Below are 19,994 nucleotides of genomic sequence, written 5' to 3'. Positions count from 1 at the left end.
ATGGAAGATCTTTTCGCCACCGACCGAACCCGCGACCTCGTACCCCGCATCCGGGCCTTTATTGAAACCGAAATCATCCCGCTCGAAACCGCCGGGCACCTGACCGGGCCTTTTTCCAAAGTCGCTACGGTTCTGGATCAAAAACGGGATCTGGTCAAAAAAGCCGGTTTGTGGGGCTTGCAACACGATGTGGATGAAGGCGGTTTGGGCCTGACGCTGTGTGAATTCGGGCAAATCAGCGAGGTACTGGCCACCAGTCCGTTCGGGCATTATACCTTCAATTGCCAGGCTCCGGACATTGGGAACATGGAGTTACTGCATAAACACGCGTCGGACGAACTGAAACAACGGTTTCTGGAACCGCTCCGGGAAGGCCGGATTCGTTCCTGTTTTTCGATGACCGAACCGGAATTTGCTGGCTCCAACCCCACGCAACTCGGAACAACCGCTATCCTGGACGGCAACGCGTATGTCATCAACGGTCACAAATGGTTTACGTCCTCCGCCGACGGCGCGGCTTTTGCCATCGTCATGGCCGTCACAACGCCCGATGCCGCGCCCCACCGCCGGGCCAGTATGATTCTGGTGCCCACCGACGCACCCGGTTTTCGGCTCGTCCGCAACATTTCCATCATGGGCGATTCGGGCGACCACTGGGGCAGTCATTCGGAAGTGGTTTACGAAAACGTGCGGGTGCCGGTCGAAAACCGCATCGGGGACGAAGGACTGGGTTTTGTGCTGGCGCAGGAACGGCTGGGGCCGGGCCGGATTCACCACTGCATGCGCTGGATCGGCATCAGTGAACGCTGTTTCGATCTGATGTGCCGCCGGGCCGCCACGCGCGAAATCGAACCGGGCGTCCGGCTGGGCGAAAAACAGTTTATTCAGGGATTCATTGCCGAAAGCCGCGCCGAAATCGATGCCGCCCGGCTGATGGTGTTAAGAACGGCCCACAACATCGACCGTTTCGGAGCCGCGAGTGTGCGCAACGAGATTTCGGCCATCAAGTTTTTTGTCGCCAACACCATGCTGAAAGTGGTCGACCGGGCCATTCAGACGTTTGGGGCCATGGGCATTACGGACGATCTTTTGCTGGCCTGGTATTACCGGCACGAACGCGGGGCGCGGATTTACGACGGTGCCGACGAAGTGCATAAATCCGCTCTGGCGCGGAGCATTTTGAAAGACTACGGTTTGGACACGAAAAAGAAAAATGGCTGATCTCAACCCCGACTCCGCCACCCGCATCCGCCCCGGTGAAGAACTCGATCTGGCCGCGATAACGGCTTATTTAAACGATACGGTTCCCGGTTTCGGAAGCATTACGGTTTATGAACAATTCCCCGGCGGGTATTCCAACCTGACGTATCTGCTCAAAACCGACCCGCAGGAGTATGTCCTCCGTCGACCGCCATTTGGCGCAACGATCAAAGGCGGTCACGATATGGGTCGGGAGTTTCGGGTTTTGTCGCTGCTCCAGTCGGCGGGTTACCCGAAAATTCCGGAACCGGTGGTATTCTGCGACGATGAATCGGTTCTGGGTTGCCCGTTTTACGTCATGAAGCGGGTTTCCGGTATCATTTTGCGGGCGCATAGCGTTCCAAAACTAAACCTGCCGCCCGAAATATGGCGTCGTACATCCGAATCGCTGGTCGATAACCTGGTTCAACTGCACACATTGGATATTCAGAAAACCGGTCTGATTCAGTTGGGAAAACCGGAAGGCTACGTTCGTCGGCAGGTGGAAGGCTGGCACCGTCGCTACGTAAATTCCCAAACCGATGATTTGCCCGACATGGACGCTTTAGCCCGCTGGCTCACGAATCATCTGCCGCCCGAAAATCCGCCGACCTTGCTGCACAATGATTACAAATATGACAACGTCGTTCTGAATCCGGACGACCTGACCGACCTTCGGGCGGTTTTGGATTGGGAAATGTGTACGGTGGGCGACCCGCTCATGGATGTCGGAACCGCCCTCTCCTACTGGGCCGAAAGCAACGACGGTCCGTTTGAGAAATCGTTCAATCTGACGTGGTTGCCCGGCAATCTGACCCGTCAGGAATTTGCCGATCGCTATGCCGCAGGCAGTGGCCGCGACTTGTCAGGCATTCTGTACTATTATATATTTGGGTTATTTAAAAACTCGGTGGTGATGCAGCAGATTTATACCCGCTACCAGAAAGGACTGACCCAGGACCGCCGGTTTGCCGGCTTGCTGGCGGGTGTTCGGGCGCTGGCCCGAAAAGGCACGCAATCCATTGAATACGATAAAATGATTTAACCCATGAAAGCCGTCCTCTGCCATCAGTATGGCCCGCCCGAAACCCTAACCGTGGAAGAAACCGCGTCGCCGAAAGCAGCCCCGGGCAAACTGGTGATTCAGGTGAAAGCCTGCGGGGTGAATTTTCCCGACACGCTGATGATTCAGGGGAAATACCAGTTCAGGCCGCCGTTTCCGTTCTCGCCCGGTGGCGAGGTGGCCGGCGTGGTCAAAGAAGTGGGCGAAGGCATCACGCACCTGAAACCGGGAGATCACGGTTTTGCCCTCACCGGTTGGGGCGGTTTTGCCGAAGAGGTGCTGGCCGACGGTTTCAAGACTTTTCCAATTCCGCCCGGCATGGATTTCGTCACGGCGGCTTCCCTCATGTACACCTACGGCACGTCGTACCACGCGTTGAAAGACCGGGCCAACCTCCAACCCGGCGAAACCCTGCTGGTGCTGGGAGCCGCCGGGGGCGTTGGGCTGGCCGCCGTTGAACTGGGCCGGATCATGGGCGCGAAAGTCATTGCGGCCGCTTCGACCGACGAAAAGCTGGAACTCTGCCGACAAACCGGGGCCAGTGATACGATTAATTACAGCCAGGAAGACCTCCGCGAACGACTTAAGGAAATTACCGGCGGGCAGGGTGTCGATGTGGTGTATGATCCCGTTGGCGGTAGCCTCACCGAAGCGGCTTTGCGCTCCGTCAGTTGGCGCGGGCGGTATCTGGTCGTGGGCTTTGCGGCTGGTCAGATTCCGGCGATTCCGTTCAATTTGCCGCTGCTGAAAGGCTGTTCGGTAGTTGGCGTGTTCTGGGGCGCGTTTGCCGAAAAACAACCGAAAGACAATTTTAAAAATGTTCGGGAGTTATTGACGTTTTATGAACAGGGGCAGATGAAACCGCACATCCAGGCGGAATATCCATTCGAAAAAGTACCACAGGCGCTGACCGAAATGATGAACCGCCAGGTGATGGGGAAATTAGTCATTACGCCCTGACCCGCTATTTTTGCTTATTCCATTCCCAATTCAAACACTTCACAACATGTCATCCTCCACACTCGACCTATCCGGACTGAATTTTAACCTGACTGAAGAACACCTGGCCGTGCAGGAAGCCGCGCGGGATTTTGCACAAACCGAACTGCTGCCCGGCGTCATCGAGCGCGACACGGCCGCCAAATTCCCCACCGAGCAGGTTCGGCGCATGGGCGAACTGGGATTTCTGGGCATGATGGTGTCGCCGGACTACGGTGGTGGCGGGATGGATACGGTTTCGTACGTGATTGCGATGGAAGAAATTTCGAAAGTCGATGCTTCCTGTTCCGTCGTGATGTCGGTCAATAACTCGCTGGTTTGCTGGGGCCTGGAAGCCTTCGGCACGGAAGAACAAAAACAGAAATACCTAACGCGGCTGGCTACGGGCGAAATCATCGGGGCATTTTGCCTTTCGGAGCCGGAAGCAGGTTCGGATGCAACCTCGCAACACACCACCGCCATCGACCACGGTGATCATTATATTCTGAACGGTACTAAAAACTGGATTACCAACGGTGGTTCGGCGGGTGCTTACCTGGTGATGGCACAAACCGATGTGGAAAAAAAGCACCGGGGCATCAACTGTCTGCTTGTCGAAAAAGGCCAGGCAGGGTTCGTCATCGGCAAAAAAGAAGATAAAATGGGTATCCGGGCGTCAGACACGCACTCGCTGATGTTTACGGATGTGAACGTTCCGAAAGAAAACCGGATTGGCGACGACGGTTTTGGCTTCAAATTTGCCATGTCAACCCTGAACGGCGGCCGAATCGGCATTGCGGCCCAGGCCCTCGGCATTGCGTCCGGTGCCTATGAGCTGGCGTTGAAGTATTCGCAGGAACGACAGTCGTTTGGAAAGAAAATTTTTGAGCATCAGGCCATTCAGTTTAAACTCGCCGAAATGGCGACGAAAATTGAAGCCGCCCGCTTGCTGGTCTACAAAGCCGCCCGCCTGAAGGACGAACACAAGGATTATGTGCAGGCAGCCGCGATGGCCAAACTGTTTGCGTCGGATGTTGCGATGTGGGCCACCACCGAAGCCGTCCAGATTCACGGTGGCTATGGCTACGTAAAAGAGTATCACGTGGAGCGGCTGATGCGAGACGCCAAGATCACCCAGATTTATGAAGGTACGTCCGAAATCCAAAAATTAGTAATCGCCCGGGAGCTGGTTAAATAGAACTTTTTTACCGTTAGCACAATTTTTTTAAAAAACACGCGCGCTACTTTATTGGTATCGCGCTATTTTTTTTATCTTTTCGCAAGAACGAATGTTGTATTAGATTTGTACAATTTATTAGTTTTGTGCAACTTTGCAATTATTATCATGTAGATACATCACTTTCCCCATATGGAAGACTATAATAAAATTATCGAATCGCTGGGTGTGAAGTTCATCAAGGCCCGAAACATCCGCATTTTACAGCCCATAACCATCAAAAACTATTACGATGTTGAAAATACGTTGACCGTTCTGTACAACGGCGAGGTATCGTTCGGCGAAGAAAAAGTGAAGGTGGAAACCGGCGACATGCTGTTTATTCCGGGCGGTAAACACATTACCGTGACCTACGGCGACGCTTCGCAGCCCAAAACCGTCTCTAACGAAGAATTTATGATTCATCGGGAGTTGTATTTTGAAGCCAACCGCGATCCGCAGAAAATCGCCAACATGCCAAACTCCTTCGGCTACGTATCGTTCGAAGCCAAAGTGTTCGACTCGGTGAACTTCTTCAACTCGCTGGACGTGCCACCGTTTATCATCAAACGGGAAGACGCGCTGGTTCAGACGATCAACCAGATTCTGGCCGAAGAAATGCTGGATACCGCCGGTAAAGGCCGGATCATCAAGATCAAGACGGAAGAAATCGTTATCGAAGTGATTCGGTATATTCTGAAAAACCGCCTGTTCGTCGAGCAGTTGGTGACCAACAGCACCTATTTCAAAGATCCACGCCTGATCGACATCTTCGCCTACATCAAAGACAATTTGGGCGGTGATTTGTCAAACAAGGTGCTGGCCAACGTCGCCAACGTGTCGGAAGATTACGTCGGACAGTATTTCAAAATGCTGACCGGGATCAATCCGCAGGATTATATCGAATACCAACGGATGGAAGCCGCTGTCGGGTTGCTCCGGACGTCAAAGAAAAGCATCCGGGCCATCGGCGCCGAAGTGGGTTACAAAGACACGGCCTATTTCTGCCGCCGGTTCAAGATGATGTTCGGCATTCCGGCCGGTAAGATGCGCCGTCGGGAGTCGCTGATGAATGTGTAACGAATAGACGAAATACTAAAAAGGGGGGCGCAAAGGCTGACGGAGTTGATTCCTTCCAGCCCTTGCGCCCCCTTTTTTAGTATTTGTTAGGCCAACTGCCGGTTTACATCCTGAACCGCGGCCGCGATTTCCGGTAGCAAGTCCGGGTTTTTCTCAATACCGTTGCCCACCACAATGACGTCCGCACCGGCTTGCAGGGCCGCCTGAGCCCGTTCTACGGAGTTGATGCCTCCCCCGACGACAATGGGCGTATCGACACAACTGCGTACGGCGGCAATCATTTCCGGTGAAACCGGGCGACGGGCGCCACTGCCCGCATCCATGTAAATTAATTTCAGGCCGAGCATTTCGCCCGCCATCGCGGTACAGGCCGCAACCCCCGGTTTGTCATGCGGCAAAGGCGTGGTGTTACTGATGTACGACACCGTGGTTTGCACCCCGCTGTCAACCAGCATATAGCCCGTGGGCAGGATTTCCAAACCGCTTCTTTTTAAAAGAGGAGCCGCAATGACGTGCTGGCCGATCAAAAACTCCGGATTTCGGCCCGAAATCAGCGAAAGCAGCAGAATAGCATCCGCGCTGGGTTCAATATGAAGGCTGTTACCGGGGAAGAGAATCGCCGGAATATTGGTATACGTTCGAATGGTTTCAATGACTTCGCGCAGAATGAAGTTGGTAATCAGACTACCGCCCACAAAAAAGAAGTCAACCCGGTTTTCAACACTCCGAATCAGCAGGTCCTTAAACGAATCTTGCTCGATCTTATCCGGGTCGAGCAAGACGGCAAATGACTTTTGCCCTGTTTCCTTGCGGTTGTACAGGGTGTTCAATACGTTACGGGTACTGGCCTGGTTCTGGTTGTGTGGTTGCATTATTCTGACGTAAACGCGAAATAAAATCAGTAACCTGCTGCCGGGCGAGATTCGTCAGAATAGACGTTACAATCCCGGTAATAGCACCACCGATTGCCGATCGGGCAGGAGCTTCCTCTGCGGCTTTAGCGGCCCGTCGCACATGCGCCCGGGTGCTGCCACCGGCATAGTCATCGGCCTCCTCGTAGTCGTCGTCATCGTATTCCAGATCCGGTTTATCAGACTTTGGCAACACAATGCTGGCAACCACATAGACGGCCAGACAAACTCCAGCCACCAACGCCACGGTTTTGCCGACTTCTGCGGCATCCTCTTTTAGTGCCTTGACGTTGGACTCAATCGAACTTTTATACTGCTCGGTGGCTTCCATCAACTCAGCCCGACGGGCCGAGGTATCTGAAAAGGGCACATTCGTATCCATAAAAAAGAGCGTTCTAAAATTAGTAAAAAAATGGATTGACTTATGATAAAGCTCACTACTTAGTTAGTATTCGAGGGCAAATAAACGTTTTATTCCTTTATCGGGCCGCTCTCGTTGAGCGATTCCCGCGTTTGATCCATCAAATCCTGGATGGTTTCGGCCCGTTCCTCCGCTTTTTTCTCCTGGGCATTTTTAAGCATGTTGTAGGTCATCTTCCGCAGCATCCCCTCTACCGGTCCCTTGGCAAAGGCCCAGATCAGCGTCAGCAGCAGAAAAAAACCGGCCACGATCAGAAATCCCTGATAGCGACTATCCAGTACTTCATTGAGATAAGCCGCTAATAGGGAGAATAGAAAGATGGTCGTAATGGTCGCTAAAAAACCCAGTACAATTCCGTGTACCGCTTTCAGGGCAATGTTTTCAACCTGGTTGCGCGTTTCCAGTTTGAATAGCTCAATCCGCGCTTCCAGGTATTTAAAGATGCCTTCCCTGATTTCTTCTAATTTCTCTAACATGGCGGTTTGGTAGTAATGACTGCTCTAGTAGTTACCAATTATAGCCTATTTTGTTTGGATTTTTTTCTGGCAGAACCGGTTTTTTAGGTAGTGTCTGTTTGTTGGACGAAAAAATACGAAATGGTCATCATGCGCTACCAAAAAAAATCCCGCTTCATTCGTGAAGCGGGTGATGTATGAGGAGTTCTGTCCTGACGTATGTTGAGCAGAACTACGTCCGTTTCAGTTTGGCTTCAATCGTCTGCTGGGTGTGTGGAACGGCGCGCAGCCGTTCTTTCGGAATTAGCCGGCCGGTATCGATGCAAATGCCATAGGTTCCGTTTTTGATCCGCACCAAAGCCGATTCCAGTTGCTGAATAAATTTCTGCTGACGGGCCGCCAGTTGGCTCAGGTTTTCGCGCTCACTGGTATCCGCACCGTCTTCCAGTAATTTGGATGTACCCGATGTATTATCCGTACCACTGTCGTTGCGTTTACTAAGCGTTTCCTTAATGTAATTCAGCTCGTTTCGGGATGCTTCTAACTTCTGGCTAATCAGCACCTCAAACTCTTTTAGCTCCTCCTCCGAGTACCTTTTCTTGTCTTCCTGAACCATAGTACTGATCAGCTAGTTAAGTGGGTGAAAATTTCTCCGTCGATGAAATAACAAAATTACAACTCTATTGATTCTTTTCAATCACTAGAGCCTACCGTTTAAAAAAAAGTTCAAAAAATAGTCATCGGCAAATACCCGGAAACACCAAGTAATATTTGGTTATCGAACGGCTTGTTTATGACGATGTTTGGTATAAAACAGGTGGCGTAATACATGATTTTGAAACGGAAAATTAGATTAAATCACGAAAAAATAGTTCTTAAGATGCATCGTTATCTTTTTTGGTAAGTTTGCTGTGGCACCACATCAGAATTGCCAACTAAAAAAATAGGAATATGGCTTACATAGAACCAGCCCCCATAAAAGATAAAGAAAACCCGCTCGAATCCATGATGTCGCGGTTCGATGCCGCAGCGCAAATGCTGGGTATTACGGAAGAAATGTACTACATCCTGAAGGTTCCGGCGCGTCAGGTCATGGTGGGTTTACCCATTACGATGGACAACGGATCGATCAAGGTTTTTGAAGGTCACCGCGTCATTCACTCCACCATCCTCGGCCCGTCGAAAGGCGGTATTCGGCTCGATCCGGGCGTCACGCTCGATGAAGTGCGTGCCCTGGCAGCCTGGATGACCTGGAAATGCGCCGTGGTCGACATTCCCTACGGTGGCGCCAAAGGCGGTATTGCCTGCAACCCGCGCGAAATGTCGGCGGGTGAAATCGAGCGATTGATCCGGGCCTATACCGTCGCCATGCTCGATGTTTTCGGACCCGACCGCGACATTCCGGCCCCCGACATGGGCACCGGTCCGCGCGAAATGGCGTGGCTCATGGACGAATATTCGAAATCACGCGGCATGACTGTCAACGCCGTCGTTACCGGAAAACCGCTCGTGCTGGGCGGGTCGCTGGGCCGAACGGAAGCTACCGGACGCGGGGTGACCGTAGCCGCCCTGTCAGCGATGGACAAACTCCGGATGAACCCCTACCGGTCTTCGGCGGCCATTCAGGGTTTTGGCAACGTCGGCTCGTTTGCGGCTGAGTTGCTGCACGAACGGGGTGTGACGGTGATGGCAATCAGCGATGTGACGGGTGGTTACTATAACAACCGGGGCATCGACATCAGCGCGGCCCTCGCCTACCGCAACGCCAACAAGGGCACGCTTGAAGGGTTCAACGGTGCCGAACGCATCACGAACGAAGAACTGCTGGCGTTGCCGGTCGATGTGCTGGTACCGGCGGCCAAGGAAGACGTCATTACGGCCGAAAACGCGGATTCCATCCAGGCAAAAATGATTGTGGAAGGCGCCAACGGACCGACCTCAGCGAGTGCCGACGACATCATCAACGAAAAAGGCATCATGGTGGTGCCCGACATTCTGGCCAACGCCGGGGGAGTAACGGTTTCGTATTTTGAGTGGGTGCAAAACCGCATCGGCTACAAATGGACGCTCGACCGGATCAACCGCCGGGCCGACCGCAACATGAAAGACGCCTTCGACCGCGTGTTTGAAACGTCGCAGAAGTACAAGGTGTCGATGCGGCTGGCGGCTTACATTGTCGCTATCGACAAGGTAGCCAGCACCTACAAATTCCGGGGCGGCTATTGATTGGCAGGCAGATACGGTTTTCGGATTACGTTTGGTGGCGGCCTCCAATCCCTTCAAATGTAGTCTGAAAACCGTATTGGTATATGGATTGAATGTGGCCAACAAATTGGAGCCAATGCGGTTTGTTTCGTACCTTCACCGCTCTAGCCCATCTTTTTAGACGCAACTGATTTTCCAATCGTATGACCATCCACAAGGAAGGATATCAAATTTTGTTCTGGACAGCCCTGATTCTGTTAGGAGTCAACATTTTATCCATCTTCTACTTGTTTACCGGCAACCAAACCGCCAGCACACTCATTCTCATTGTCAGTCTGGTGTTGTTTTTCCTGGTATTGCAGTTTTTCCGGAAACCACGCCGAACCACACCCCTGAACGACAAGCACGTCATTTCGCCCTGCGACGGCACGGTGGTGGTGATCGAGGAGGTGAACGAGCCGGAATACTTTAAAGGACAGCGTCGGCAGGTCTCCATTTTCATGTCGCCGTTGAATGTACACATCAATTTTCACCCCGTCACCGGCACCGTCAAATACGTCAAATATTACCCCGGGAAATATTTAGTTGCCTGGCATCCGAAATCGAGCACCGAAAATGAGCGGACCTCGGTCGTCATCAAGGCGAAAAACGGAGCCGAAATTCTCCTCCGCCAGATTGCCGGGGCCTTGGCCCGGCGGATTGTCTGGTACGCCAAAGAAGGGCAGCAGGTTGAGCAGGGCCACGAGCTCGGGTTCATCAAGTTCGGTTCCCGCGTCGATTTGTTCCTGCCGCTGGATGCGGAGGTCAAAGTAAAGATTGGCGAGAAGACGAAAGGCGGGGTGACGGTGGTGGCGGATTTGTAGTCTTTCCTTTGCATATGGCTGAAGCCTAGAAAATCCTATTTTCGAAATGAATTCAAAAACCGCCCGGCTCTCATGGAACCGGGCGGTTTTTTTGAAACTCAAGTTTTAGAACGTGTACTTCACCTGAGCCTGCACGCCTACCTGCCAGTCCCGGTAATGGCCATACTCATGCCGCATTAGGTAGCCATTGGATTTTGATTTGAGCTTTTGCAACCGGTACAAAGCCGTTGGCTGAACAATCACAGACCATCTCGAATTGATTCGATACTGCGCTCCCAATCCTACCAGAACATTCGTGGTTACTTCGTTTGAACGCGCTACGGTGAGGTCATTCGCATTTGGGTAAGGGCCAATGGCACTCCGATAATTCATATTGAAGACCAAACCCGTTGATAAATAGGGTGATAAGCGGGGTTTGGAAGGCGAAAAATTAATTAAAACCGGTAGTTGCAAATTGTTGTATATCGTTCGGCGGGTCGGTTCTGGGTCATAAGCAATTTCGTTTTTAAAGGCCTGAAAATCCATGTGTCCAGTCGAGCGGTTATACCATAATCCCGACGAAACCGACCAGTTGCGATGAAACTGGTAGTTCGCCGTCAGCCCCACGGTTCCGCCTTTGTCGTTGGCGATTACCCTGGCACTGCTGACATCGGGTGTACTATCGTAAAATTTAGAGATTACATCCAGCTTTCGTTGCGTGGGTGAGATTATCGCCGATACAGAAAACCGGCCCTGGCCAAACACGAGCGTTGGCGTGGCAACGGCCAAAAGGGAGACATAGAGTAGCGCTTTCATAGATGTTCGTAAATAGATTAATATGATTTATTTACGAAAGAGGAAGCCCCCTCCTGAAAGGTTGTAAGGAATTTCCTTTTTAACATTTCTTATGACCGCACGACACCGGCTTTGCAACTCCATTACAGGTACGATCAAAATCTAAACCAACAAAAAAAGCCCCCGCCTGACACCAGACGAGGGCTTTTCCATTTCTTTAATTTAAAAACTTACGACGCCGTTTCTGTTTCCACCGCTTCCTGTGCATATTCTTCCACCGGCAAACACGCACAGACCAGATTCCGGTCACCATACGCGTTGTCGATCCGGCTGACACTCGGCCAGAATTTGCGGGCTTTCACGTACGGCAACGGGAAGGCAGCTTTTTCGCGGCTGTACGGGCGGTTCCAATCATCGGCGATGAACACGTTGACGGTATGCGGGGCGTTTTTGAGAACGTTGTTGGCTTTGTCGGCTTTGCCTTCTTCCACCTCCCGGATTTCGGCCCGGATGCTGATCAGGGCTTCACAAAACCGGTCGAGTTCGTCTTTCGATTCGGATTCCGTCGGCTCAATCATCATCGTGCCCGGCACCGGAAACGAAACCGTTGGCGCGTGAAAACCGTAGTCCATCAGTCGCTTCGCAATATCTTCCACCTCGACCCCCGCAGCTTTGAACGGCCGGCAGTCGACGATCATTTCGTGCGCGCAACGACCGTTTTTACCGGTATACAGAATCGGATAATGTTCTTCCAGCTTCGCTTTCAGGTAATTGGCGTTCAGAATGGCGGTTTTGGTCGCATTCGTCAACCCTTCTCCGCCCATCATGGCAATGTACGCGTAGGAAATCGTCAGGATGCTGGCCGAACCGTACGGAGCCGCCGAAACCGCGTGAATCGCCTGCTTGCCGCCCGTTTCCACCACGGCATGACCCGGCAGGAAAGGCATCAAATGTTCAACCACCCCAATCGGCCCCATGCCCGGTCCACCACCGCCGTGCGGAATGCAGAACGTCTTGTGCAGGTTCAGGTGACAAACATCGGCCCCGATGGTCGCCGGACTCGTCAGACCCACCTGCGCGTTCATGTTCGCACCGTCCATGTATACCTGACCGCCGTGCTCGTGGATAATATCACAGATTTCCTTGATCGTTTCTTCAAAAACACCGTGTGTGGATGGATAGGTCACCATCAGACATGACAGGTCGTTGCTGTACTGCTCGGCTTTTGCCCGCAGATCGGCCACGTCGATGTTGCCGCGTTCATCACACTTCACAATTACGACTTTCATCCCGGCCATCACCGCGCTGGCGGGGTTCGTGCCGTGGGCCGACGATGGAATCAGCGACACATTCCGGTGGCCGTCGTTGCGGCTTTCGTGGTAGGCACGAATCACCATCAGACCCGCGTATTCGCCCTGCGCCCCGGAGTTCGGTTGCAGCGACATGCCGGCAAAACCGGTAATTTCGCTCAGCCATTTACTCAGATCATCGACCAGTTTTTGGTAGCCCATCACCTGATCTTTCGGCGCAAACGGGTGTAAGCCACCAAATTCGGGCCAAGTTACCGGAATCATTTCAGCGGTTGCATTCAGTTTCATCGTGCAACTGCCGAGCGAAATCATCGAATGCACCAGCGAAAGGTCTTTTTCTTCCAGTGATTTCAAATACCGCAGCATTTGGTGCTCGGTATGGTGTGTATTGAACACCGGATGCGTCAGATACGCCGATTGACGGATCAGTCGCTCCGGCCAGTTGATCGCCAGGGTTTCGATGGCGGCATCCATGTCGGCACAGATCCCGAAAACATCCAGCAACTGAACCACATCCTCGACGGTTTTTACTTCATCGAACGAAACGCAAACCCGTTCGTCGTCCAGATACCGCAGGTTGATTCCAGCCGTCCGGGCCGACTTCCGCAACGATTCCACATCGTCCACCTCGACCGTAACGGTATCGAAGTAATTCTGCGTCTGAATCTTATAGCCGTTCCAGCGTAAAACCGTCACAAACAGCTTGGTCATGCCGTGGATGCGTTCGGCAATGGCCCGAAGCCGTTGCGGACCGTGGTAAACCGCGTAACTGCCCGCCATAACCGCCAGCAGCACTTGTGCCGTACAGATATTGGACGTCGCTTTTTCCCGGCGAATGTGTTGTTCGCGGGTTTGCAGCGCCATCCGCAGGGCTGGATTTCCTTCGGCATCGATGGAAACGCCGATAATCCGGCCCGGAATCTGGCGTTTGAACGCTTCTTTGGTCGCGAAAAAGGCCGCGTGCGGGCCACCGTAGCCCATCGGAACGCCAAACCGTTGTGAAGAACCCACCACAATATCCGCCCCCATTTCACCCGGAGGAGTCAATAGGGTAAGGCTTAGCAAATCAGCGGCAACAGCCACAAAAATATTCTGCTCATGAGCCGCTGTAATGAGATCGGTATAATCAAACACCTCGCCGTCGGACGCCGGATATTGCAGCAACATTCCGAATAGATCGTCGGCCGTGATGTTAACCTGCCGGTGGTCGCCCACCTGAACGGCGATGTTCAGGGGCGTGGCACGGGTTTTGATGACGTCAATGGTCTGCGGATGGCAGTTTTCCGACACGAAAAACGTCGTGGCATTCTTTTTGGCCCCCGGACGCTGGGCATACAGCACGTGCATGGCTTCGGCCGCAGCCGTGGCCTCATCAAGAAGGGATGCATTGGCGATTTCCATCCCGGTCAAATCGATGACGACGGTTTGGAAATTCAGCAGGGCTTCCAGCCGACCCTGGGCAATTTCGGCCTGATACGGTGTGTAGGCAGTATACCAGGCCGGATTTTCCAGTATATTGCGCAGAATGACGTTCGGCGTAATGGTATCGTAGTAGCCCGTGCCGATGTAGGATTTATTCAGTTTGTTAAGCTGAGCGAGCTTTTTAAAATCGGCCAGAAACTGGTATTCGGATTTGGCTTCGGGCAGATCGAGCGGTTTTTCGAGCCGGATCAGGGCCGGAACCGTTTGGTCGATGAGTTCGTCCACCGAATCGACTCCGATGGTTTTCAAAATGGCATTCGTTTGTGAAACATCCGAGCCGTTGTGACGGTCTTCGAAACGTTCCTGATAGTGTAGGTCGAGCTTCATTACCAGTGAAGTGTGATTGAAAGCGATTGAGATAACCGGGTTAAATTGCGGTTGCCGAAAGCAATGACATAAATACAAAAATACAAAGAATAAATGAACCCGATTGGTTCCCACCGACGAATCCGGCCACGATTTGATTTTATCCTGTAATTATTAAATTTTCGGGAGTAAAAAGAAATTTTTATCATGTCTGTACATCCAAAAATATCGGTCGTCATGCCGGTCTATAATGGCGAACGATTTCTGGCAGAGGCTATTGAAAGCATCCTGAACCAAACCACAACGGATTTTGAAATGATCCTGATCAATGATGGCTCTACCGACGGAACAGGACAGATCATCGCCCGATATCAGGAGCAGGACCCCCGCATTCAAGCCATCACCAATAAAAAACCGCTTGGGAAAGCGGGCGATTTAGCCAAAGAAATGGGAATACAACGGGCAAAAGGTGCCTACATTGCCATTATGGATGCCGATGATGTGGCCCGGCCCAACCGGCTGGAGCGACAGCTTGCCTTTCTGGAAGCGCATCAGGACGTATTTCTGTGTGGTACCTGGGCCAATTATATCGACGCAACCGGAACGGTTTTCCGGACGTGGAAGCCGGACCTGGATCATGCGCAGATTTGCCGAAACCTGTACTGGAAAAACGCCATCATGCACCCAACCTTTTTCTTCCGAAACGAGCCGTCTTCGGGGCCGTTTTACGAAACAAAATATACCTGGTACAACGATTATTACACCCAATTAAAGCTCATTAAACAGGGTAAAAAGCTGGCCAATGTTCCGGAAATTTTACTTTCGTACCGCGTTTCCGGTCAGAGTTCCACCCAATCCGGCATTAAAAAGAAAGTGTTGGAATACTTCCAGATTCGGCGGGAAATCGCTCAATACCCCGTTACAAAACCGTCCTTATCAGCCCGCCTGATCGTCTTGGCGCAGTATCTGGCCGTCTCTTTTTTGCCCGAGAAATGGCTGCTGCGTTTTCATCCTGTTTTCAAAAAAACGATTTGATCTTACGGCTCATCCCGTCTTCTTATGTCTGACTACAACCAAGCCTATCATACCGAAATTGAAACGAACGCCCGCCGGTCAGCCGAAACGATTATTCAGCTGTTAATCAAGCTATTTCAACCCCAGTCGGTTGCCGACATTGGATGCGGCCGGGGTACGTGGCTGGCCGAATGGCAACGACAGGGCATAAGCCAGATTTTAGGCGTCGACGGCGGGGGGCAGGATGTTTCCCGCCTATTGATTCCTTCCCGGAATTTTCTTGAATATGACCTGAATACCCCTTTCAATTCCGCCCGGCGATACGACCTGGTTACCTGTATGGAAGTAGTCGAACACCTGAAACCGGCTTCGGCGACCACGATTGTCCAATCGCTTACCGGCCTGTCCGATGTGATTGTTTTTAGTGCCGCCGTTCCCCAACAGGGTGGTTTTAAACACATCAATGAGCAGTGGCCCGCTTACTGGGCCGAAAAATTCGAGACTGAGGGGTATGTTTTTACGGACGGCATCCGGTGGCAGTTGATGCCTCATCAGGAAGTGGCGTGGTGGTATCGCCAAAACCTGTTTTTAGTCATCAAAAAAGAGCTTTACGATCAGAGATTCAGCTTTTTTCCGCGTTTTTCGCCTGATTTTTACGTGATGCACGAACTGGTTTATAAAACGTATGCCAGTTTGCCTTACCGCCTGTTCTTCACCATCGAACAGTTTATTTACAATCACTTTCATTCGTTTTACCATACGATCAATCCCACCATCAAGAAACTTTTATCCAAATCATGAATCCACTGGTCCGGCTGGTCTTTTTTAACCCTGTCATGAATTACGCCGTCTGGTCGATTCGTCGCTACATCCGGCGCGTGGCCCAACTGGTGCCCGCCGGTACGACGCTGCTGGATGTCGGCGCGGGCGAATGCCAGTATAAGCCGTTTTTTTCACACGCCCGCTACCTCAGTACCGACTGGTGCGGAACGACCGACCACCATCGGTATTCGGCCGGTATCGACTACATCTGCCCTGCCGATGAATTACCGCTTGCTAATGAACAGGTTGATTTTGTGCTCTGTACGCAGGTTCTGGAACACGTTCGCTATCCGGAGAAAGTCATTCAGGAACTGGGGCGGGTTTTAAAACCGGGCGGTTTGTTGTTTTTGACGGTGCCCCAAAGCTGGGAAGAACACGAGCAACCGTACGATTTCCACCGGTTTACGCAATTTGCGCTACGGGCCTACGCCGATGACCACGGTTTTGACGTAGTGGAAATCCGGCCCCAGGGCGGGCGGTTTCTGGTGATCGGCTTTTTTCTGGCGTGGAGCCTGCCGACTTTGTTTAAAAACACATTCGGGCAACCCGGTTTTCTGTTTGCCGTAGTTGCCTTTTTCCCCCTCAATTTTCTCATCGCTTTGCTCTTTTTCCTGCTCGATCCGCTCGACCGGAAACGCGAGTTTACGATGAATTATGAGTGTATTTTTCGCAAAAAATAACGCTTAAAGCAACCGGCGGATCAGGGCGAAGTAGCCCTTTAAAACCGGGTTTACGATCCAGGTAAGGAGGGGATTCTGGATCTCGGAAAAAACCAGTTCATCGCTAAACCGGTTCCAGATGGCAGCATCGGAAACCGTTCGTTTGGCTTGAACCTGGTTTCGGACTCGCTGGATGTGCTTTCGGTGTTGGACTAAAAAACGATAGCCCTTTAGTTTTTTGGTGAAAAAGCCCCCGGCTATTGAATACAGGAGGATGAGTAGTTCAATACCAACCAGTGCCGGTCCTAACACCAGGAGGGTTCTGAATTCATAATTTTGCAGGACAACCATCAGCCGGTTTTTCTCCGCGTGGTACCATTTGGCGGTGCTTTTGGAGAAATGGTAATCATGGTAAATAACTGCTTTTGAAGCGCAAAAATGCCGGTAGTTTTGAAGAAGCCCCCGCCAGCTTACATCCTGGTCTTCTGAATAAGCAAAAAAAATCGAATTGAAACCGCCGACCTGCTGGTAATACGGCTTGGGCATATACAGGCAGGCACCACTCACGCTGCCGATTTCCGGGTCGTGGTCATACACCGGTTTTGGAATCAGGTTGTCTTTGCACCAGCCAAAACCGAGGTAATGCATGGCATTCCCCGCCGTATTCAGCAAATCAGGCTGCCGACGATGCAGAATAACGGGTTGTAGCAAACCCACCTGTACGCCTTTTTGGAGCTGTTCCTGATAACTTGTCTCAAGCAGACTCAGAAAATCCGGCGTCACTTCCGTATCCGGATTGAGCAGCAGACACACGTCGGCTCCGTCGGCAAAGGCCTGGGCTATTCCCCGGTTATTGGCATCACAAAAACCGGTATTATTTTCCTGGTAAATGACCTCTACGGATCGGGAAAGACCCCGCAGAAAAGCCGGGGTCTCGTCGCTGGAACCGTTGTCGATAACCAGAATATGAAAACGCGGATGCGTCAGTTGGGCCAGCGACTCAAACAACGCTGGCAGATACGCCCGGTGATTGTAGGTGACGATGATAATCCAGGTATTCAGCCCAACGATTTGCTCAGTCATTGATTCGGTAAATCTCGATACTGCCCAACTTCCGAACCTGACGCAGACAACGGATTTCGGCGGGCTGAGGTGCGCGGTCAAAGACAAAATACTTGACGTTCAACTTTTTGAGCTTGGGTGAGCAGGGGTCAACACCTACTGCATAACTGTCCTCAAATGTGTTATTGATCACCGTCGAATCCCGGCCGTCGATGTAGGTGTAATACACTGTATGGGCATACCGGTTATACGCCGAATCCCGTTTGGCCGTGGGGTCCAGCACCCGCATCGTTTTAAAATCCGGCAGATTCTTTACGCCACTCAACTGATTGACGCCGGTTGCCGACACCAGGTAGGTAATGTACTGGCTTCCAATGACCACCCAGCGGGCTTTGGTATCCTGTTCATGCAGCTCACGAATGTTTTTATACAGCAAATGATCAGTCAGGGGGGCGAGTCCTTTGGAAACAGGATTGGCTTTGAGACCCGGTAACACGAAAAGAAAAATGGCACTACAGAAAATGACGGTTTGGTAAGAAAATCGCCAGAAAGGCAGCAACAGCACCGAAAGTGCGGCAAAAAAGAGCGTCGGAAGAAAGATCTGATGCGCTTTAAAGAAACCGTTTGAATCGTTGAGATTCAACACTGCGGCATAAACCATCAGCGCAACAACGCCCCCGATGGACAGTGCCGATACCAGGCCACTAACCTTGATCGGGTGTTTACGGACGTAATCAAGATACAAGAGCGTCAGAAAGACATTGCCCACCCCGAAAGGTACCTGAGCCCGGCGGGTAGGGCTCGTGTTGAGCAGGGTAATTTTGGCCAGCCAATCCGGAAAGCCCACTTCGATCCAGGCCCAGAAAATGAGAACGAACAACGAGACCGCCATCAGCAGCGGATCGACTTTGCGTGAGTAAACGAACAGCAGCAGGAGAGAAAGAAAAATAACCGGTGCAAAGGTGATAAAATGAGATAGTTCGCAGATATTCAACCATTCTTTTGGGAAACGGGCATCGTCGACCAACCAGCTATAATATTCTGAAAACCAGTTGGCAATGAAACCTGTCCCTCCCGTTTCGCTTCGTTGGCCGGGATACACGGTATGGCTCATCGCATCGATGGATGATTTGGCGTCTCCGTAATACGTGTACAAAATGACGCCCAAAAGCGCAAAAGCGGTCCCAAACGTAAGGAGTTTGGCTGGTAACTTATCAAATAGCCATTCTTTATGAAATTCGCGCCAGACGTACCCCACCAGCAGAAATACCAGCAAATACCCCAGCGGAACCTGGTAAGGCGGATACAACGCCAAGGCAAAGGCCGCAAAAGCCCAGACGAATAGGAATCCACTCACCAGCAGGGTTTTGACCGACCGACCATAAAACAGATAAATCGAAGCAACCACCAGCAATGCACCCGGCAACAGGTTGGGCAGCAGATAGAACGACCACCGGGCAATTCCGCTGGAAAAAACCAGCCAGAACGCGCCAAAAACCGAAAGCCAGAAGTTGTTGCGGGTCAGCAGCAGCAGCAGTAATGTCAAAGCCACCAGCGAGCCGATCACTTTGAACTGCCACCACCAGGCAAAGCCCTGTTCGGGACTCAGCAGAAAAAATCCCCAGTAATCCGGGCGGAAGATAGTCACGAAATGTTTCACCGGGTAATAGCCTACCAATGCAGGTCGCTCCCCGCCGATGGCCGGATTCTCCAACGGAAAACCATTCTGAATCTGGGATAGGATGAACGGGGTTGAGACGCCCCACTCATCAATGCGGATGGGGAGGGGTTTGCCGGAAATCAGCCCCCGCCGGGGATCTGACCCGTCCGGAATGACCTGATTCCAGTATGGAATGGATGAATAATGGATTTTTGCCAGCGTTAGCAGTAGAAAAAAACCGACACAAATGCCAATAAACCGTTTTAGACGCTTATCGAAGGCAATCAGTTCAAAGCTTTTGCGACTGGTAATACCGACGGTTGTTGTTTCAGGTGAAACCACCGATCGGCTTGCTGAGGAATCGATCGGTTGATGATTGGGAACGCTTCGGGTCAGGTTGGGTTGTGAGGTGGCCGGTATTTTCTTCTTTTTAGACATATCCGCAAGGTATGGTTTTATAAAGCTGCTGGTTCT

General features: G+C 51.8%; 18 protein-coding genes. 10 read left to right on the top strand and 8 right to left on the bottom strand.

Annotated elements, in window-relative coordinates; translation table 11 throughout:
- The 5 genes from FH871_RS18685 (at position 1) to FH871_RS18665 (ending at position 5,576) form a co-directional block, all read left to right on the top strand.
- On the top strand, positions 1-1,221 hold the full coding sequence (locus tag FH871_RS18685; RefSeq protein WP_138992929.1) for an acyl-CoA dehydrogenase family protein: 1,221 nt from the start codon (positions 1-3) through the stop codon (positions 1,219-1,221).
- Positions 1,214-2,284: a phosphotransferase family protein gene (locus FH871_RS18680; RefSeq protein ID WP_138992928.1), complete on the top strand. Its 1,071-nt coding sequence runs from the start codon at positions 1,214-1,216 to the stop codon at positions 2,282-2,284. Before FH871_RS18685 ends, FH871_RS18680 begins: the two co-directional genes overlap by 8 nt.
- 3 nt (positions 2,285-2,287) lie before the next feature.
- Positions 2,288-3,262 carry an NADPH:quinone oxidoreductase family protein gene (locus tag FH871_RS18675; protein ID WP_138992927.1) on the top strand — a complete coding sequence of 325 codons (975 nt, stop codon included), beginning with the start codon at positions 2,288-2,290 and terminating at the stop codon, positions 3,260-3,262.
- A 46-nt stretch (positions 3,263-3,308) separates the two neighbouring features.
- Positions 3,309-4,478: an acyl-CoA dehydrogenase gene (locus FH871_RS18670; RefSeq protein WP_138992926.1), complete on the top strand. Its 1,170-nt coding sequence runs from the start codon at positions 3,309-3,311 to the stop codon at positions 4,476-4,478.
- A 171-nt stretch (positions 4,479-4,649) separates the two neighbouring features.
- Positions 4,650-5,576: an AraC family transcriptional regulator gene (locus FH871_RS18665; RefSeq protein WP_114407519.1), complete on the top strand. Its 927-nt coding sequence runs from the start codon at positions 4,650-4,652 to the stop codon at positions 5,574-5,576.
- 86 nt (positions 5,577-5,662) lie between these two features.
- Here the strand turns inward: FH871_RS18665 and FH871_RS18660 are convergent, their stop codons facing one another.
- The 4 genes from FH871_RS18660 to FH871_RS18645 form a co-directional block, all read right to left on the bottom strand.
- Positions 5,663-6,448 (bottom strand): geranylgeranylglyceryl/heptaprenylglyceryl phosphate synthase, encoded by a 786-nt coding sequence (locus tag FH871_RS18660; protein WP_138992925.1) that lies wholly within the window; start codon positions 6,446-6,448, stop codon positions 5,663-5,665.
- Complete coding sequence (locus FH871_RS18655) at positions 6,411-6,869, bottom strand: hypothetical protein (protein WP_114407521.1); 459 nt, start codon at positions 6,867-6,869, stop codon at positions 6,411-6,413. Before FH871_RS18655 ends, FH871_RS18660 begins: the two co-directional genes overlap by 38 nt.
- A gap of 89 nt (positions 6,870-6,958) precedes the next feature.
- Positions 6,959-7,384 carry a phage holin family protein gene (locus FH871_RS18650; RefSeq protein WP_138992924.1) on the bottom strand — a complete coding sequence of 142 codons (426 nt, stop codon included), beginning with the start codon at positions 7,382-7,384 and terminating at the stop codon, positions 6,959-6,961.
- 211 nt (positions 7,385-7,595) lie between these two features.
- Complete coding sequence (locus FH871_RS18645) at positions 7,596-7,979, bottom strand: TraR/DksA C4-type zinc finger protein (protein ID WP_114407523.1); 384 nt, start codon at positions 7,977-7,979, stop codon at positions 7,596-7,598.
- Positions 7,980-8,314: 335 nt separating this feature from the next.
- On the opposite strand from FH871_RS18645, the gene FH871_RS18640 reads away from it, so the two are divergent.
- Together FH871_RS18640 and FH871_RS18635 are read left to right on the top strand one after the other, a co-directional pair.
- Positions 8,315-9,589 (top strand): Glu/Leu/Phe/Val dehydrogenase, encoded by a 1,275-nt coding sequence (locus FH871_RS18640; RefSeq protein WP_170315702.1) that lies wholly within the window; start codon positions 8,315-8,317, stop codon positions 9,587-9,589.
- A gap of 182 nt (positions 9,590-9,771) precedes the next feature.
- Positions 9,772-10,431 carry a phosphatidylserine decarboxylase family protein gene (locus FH871_RS18635; protein ID WP_138992923.1) on the top strand — a complete coding sequence of 220 codons (660 nt, stop codon included), beginning with the start codon at positions 9,772-9,774 and terminating at the stop codon, positions 10,429-10,431.
- A gap of 105 nt (positions 10,432-10,536) precedes the next feature.
- On the opposite strand, the gene FH871_RS18630 is transcribed toward FH871_RS18635, so the two are convergent.
- Positions 10,537-11,226, bottom strand: coding sequence for an outer membrane beta-barrel protein (locus FH871_RS18630; protein ID WP_138992922.1), 690 nt, complete (start codon positions 11,224-11,226; stop codon positions 10,537-10,539).
- A gap of 209 nt (positions 11,227-11,435) precedes the next feature.
- Positions 11,436-14,324 (bottom strand): aminomethyl-transferring glycine dehydrogenase, encoded by a 2,889-nt coding sequence (gcvP, locus tag FH871_RS18625; RefSeq protein WP_138992921.1) that lies wholly within the window; start codon positions 14,322-14,324, stop codon positions 11,436-11,438.
- Positions 14,325-14,510: 186 nt separating this feature from the next.
- Here gcvP and FH871_RS18620 point away from each other — a divergent pair, with 186 nt between their 5' ends.
- Genes FH871_RS18620 through FH871_RS18610 form a run of 3 tightly spaced genes read left to right on the top strand, consistent with a single transcriptional unit; the run spans position 14,511 to position 16,819 of the window.
- Complete coding sequence (locus tag FH871_RS18620; protein ID WP_138992920.1) at positions 14,511-15,338, top strand: glycosyltransferase family 2 protein; 828 nt, start codon at positions 14,511-14,513, stop codon at positions 15,336-15,338.
- Positions 15,339-15,362: 24 nt separating this feature from the next.
- Positions 15,363-16,118, top strand: coding sequence for a bifunctional 2-polyprenyl-6-hydroxyphenol methylase/3-demethylubiquinol 3-O-methyltransferase UbiG (locus FH871_RS18615; protein ID WP_138992919.1), 756 nt, complete (start codon positions 15,363-15,365; stop codon positions 16,116-16,118).
- On the top strand, positions 16,115-16,819 hold the full coding sequence (locus FH871_RS18610) for a bifunctional 2-polyprenyl-6-hydroxyphenol methylase/3-demethylubiquinol 3-O-methyltransferase UbiG (protein WP_138992918.1): 705 nt from the start codon (positions 16,115-16,117) through the stop codon (positions 16,817-16,819). Before FH871_RS18615 ends, FH871_RS18610 begins: the two co-directional genes overlap by 4 nt.
- Before the next feature lie 3 nt (positions 16,820-16,822).
- Here FH871_RS18610 and FH871_RS18605 read toward each other — a convergent pair whose 3' ends face one another.
- Together FH871_RS18605 and FH871_RS18600 are read right to left on the bottom strand one after the other, a co-directional pair.
- Complete coding sequence (locus FH871_RS18605; protein ID WP_138992917.1) at positions 16,823-17,881, bottom strand: glycosyltransferase family 2 protein; 1,059 nt, start codon at positions 17,879-17,881, stop codon at positions 16,823-16,825.
- Positions 17,874-19,958, bottom strand: a complete 2,085-nt coding sequence (locus tag FH871_RS18600; RefSeq protein ID WP_138992916.1) for a hypothetical protein — start codon at positions 19,956-19,958, stop codon at positions 17,874-17,876. Before FH871_RS18600 ends, FH871_RS18605 begins: the two co-directional genes overlap by 8 nt.
- Positions 19,959-19,994 lie beyond the last annotated feature (36 nt).

Source organism: Larkinella sp. C7, assembly GCF_006149005.1.
Classification (GTDB): domain Bacteria; phylum Bacteroidota; class Bacteroidia; order Cytophagales; family Spirosomataceae; genus Larkinella.
This window is presented reverse-complemented; position numbering and strand designations above follow the sequence as displayed.

Excerpts from the sequence above, each read along its gene's own strand:
- FH871_RS18630 (WP_138992922.1), bottom strand. The coding sequence starts at position 11,226 with ATGAAAGCGCTACTCTATGTCTCCCTTTTGGCCGTTGCCACGCCAACG.
- FH871_RS18675 (WP_138992927.1), top strand. The coding sequence starts at position 2,288 with ATGAAAGCCGTCCTCTGCCATCAGTATGGCCCGCCCGAAACCCTAACC.
- FH871_RS18605 (WP_138992917.1), bottom strand. The coding sequence starts at position 17,881 with ATGACTGAGCAAATCGTTGGGCTGAATACCTGGATTATCATCGTCACC.
- FH871_RS18650 (WP_138992924.1), bottom strand. The coding sequence starts at position 7,384 with ATGTTAGAGAAATTAGAAGAAATCAGGGAAGGCATCTTTAAATACCTG.
- gcvP (WP_138992921.1), bottom strand. The coding sequence starts at position 14,324 with ATGAAGCTCGACCTACACTATCAGGAACGTTTCGAAGACCGTCACAAC.
- FH871_RS18655 (WP_114407521.1), bottom strand. The coding sequence starts at position 6,869 with ATGGATACGAATGTGCCCTTTTCAGATACCTCGGCCCGTCGGGCTGAG.
- FH871_RS18635 (WP_138992923.1), top strand. The coding sequence starts at position 9,772 with ATGACCATCCACAAGGAAGGATATCAAATTTTGTTCTGGACAGCCCTG.
- FH871_RS18610 (WP_138992918.1), top strand. The coding sequence starts at position 16,115 with ATGAATCCACTGGTCCGGCTGGTCTTTTTTAACCCTGTCATGAATTAC.
- FH871_RS18645 (WP_114407523.1), bottom strand. The coding sequence starts at position 7,979 with ATGGTTCAGGAAGACAAGAAAAGGTACTCGGAGGAGGAGCTAAAAGAG.
- FH871_RS18600 (WP_138992916.1), bottom strand. The coding sequence starts at position 19,958 with ATGTCTAAAAAGAAGAAAATACCGGCCACCTCACAACCCAACCTGACC.
- FH871_RS18680 (WP_138992928.1), top strand. The coding sequence starts at position 1,214 with ATGGCTGATCTCAACCCCGACTCCGCCACCCGCATCCGCCCCGGTGAA.
- FH871_RS18660 (WP_138992925.1), bottom strand. The coding sequence starts at position 6,448 with ATGCAACCACACAACCAGAACCAGGCCAGTACCCGTAACGTATTGAAC.
- FH871_RS18615 (WP_138992919.1), top strand. The coding sequence starts at position 15,363 with ATGTCTGACTACAACCAAGCCTATCATACCGAAATTGAAACGAACGCC.
- FH871_RS18685 (WP_138992929.1), top strand. The coding sequence starts at position 1 with ATGGAAGATCTTTTCGCCACCGACCGAACCCGCGACCTCGTACCCCGC.
- FH871_RS18620 (WP_138992920.1), top strand. The coding sequence starts at position 14,511 with ATGTCTGTACATCCAAAAATATCGGTCGTCATGCCGGTCTATAATGGC.
- FH871_RS18665 (WP_114407519.1), top strand. The coding sequence starts at position 4,650 with ATGGAAGACTATAATAAAATTATCGAATCGCTGGGTGTGAAGTTCATC.
- FH871_RS18640 (WP_170315702.1), top strand. The coding sequence starts at position 8,315 with ATGGCTTACATAGAACCAGCCCCCATAAAAGATAAAGAAAACCCGCTC.
- FH871_RS18670 (WP_138992926.1), top strand. The coding sequence starts at position 3,309 with ATGTCATCCTCCACACTCGACCTATCCGGACTGAATTTTAACCTGACT.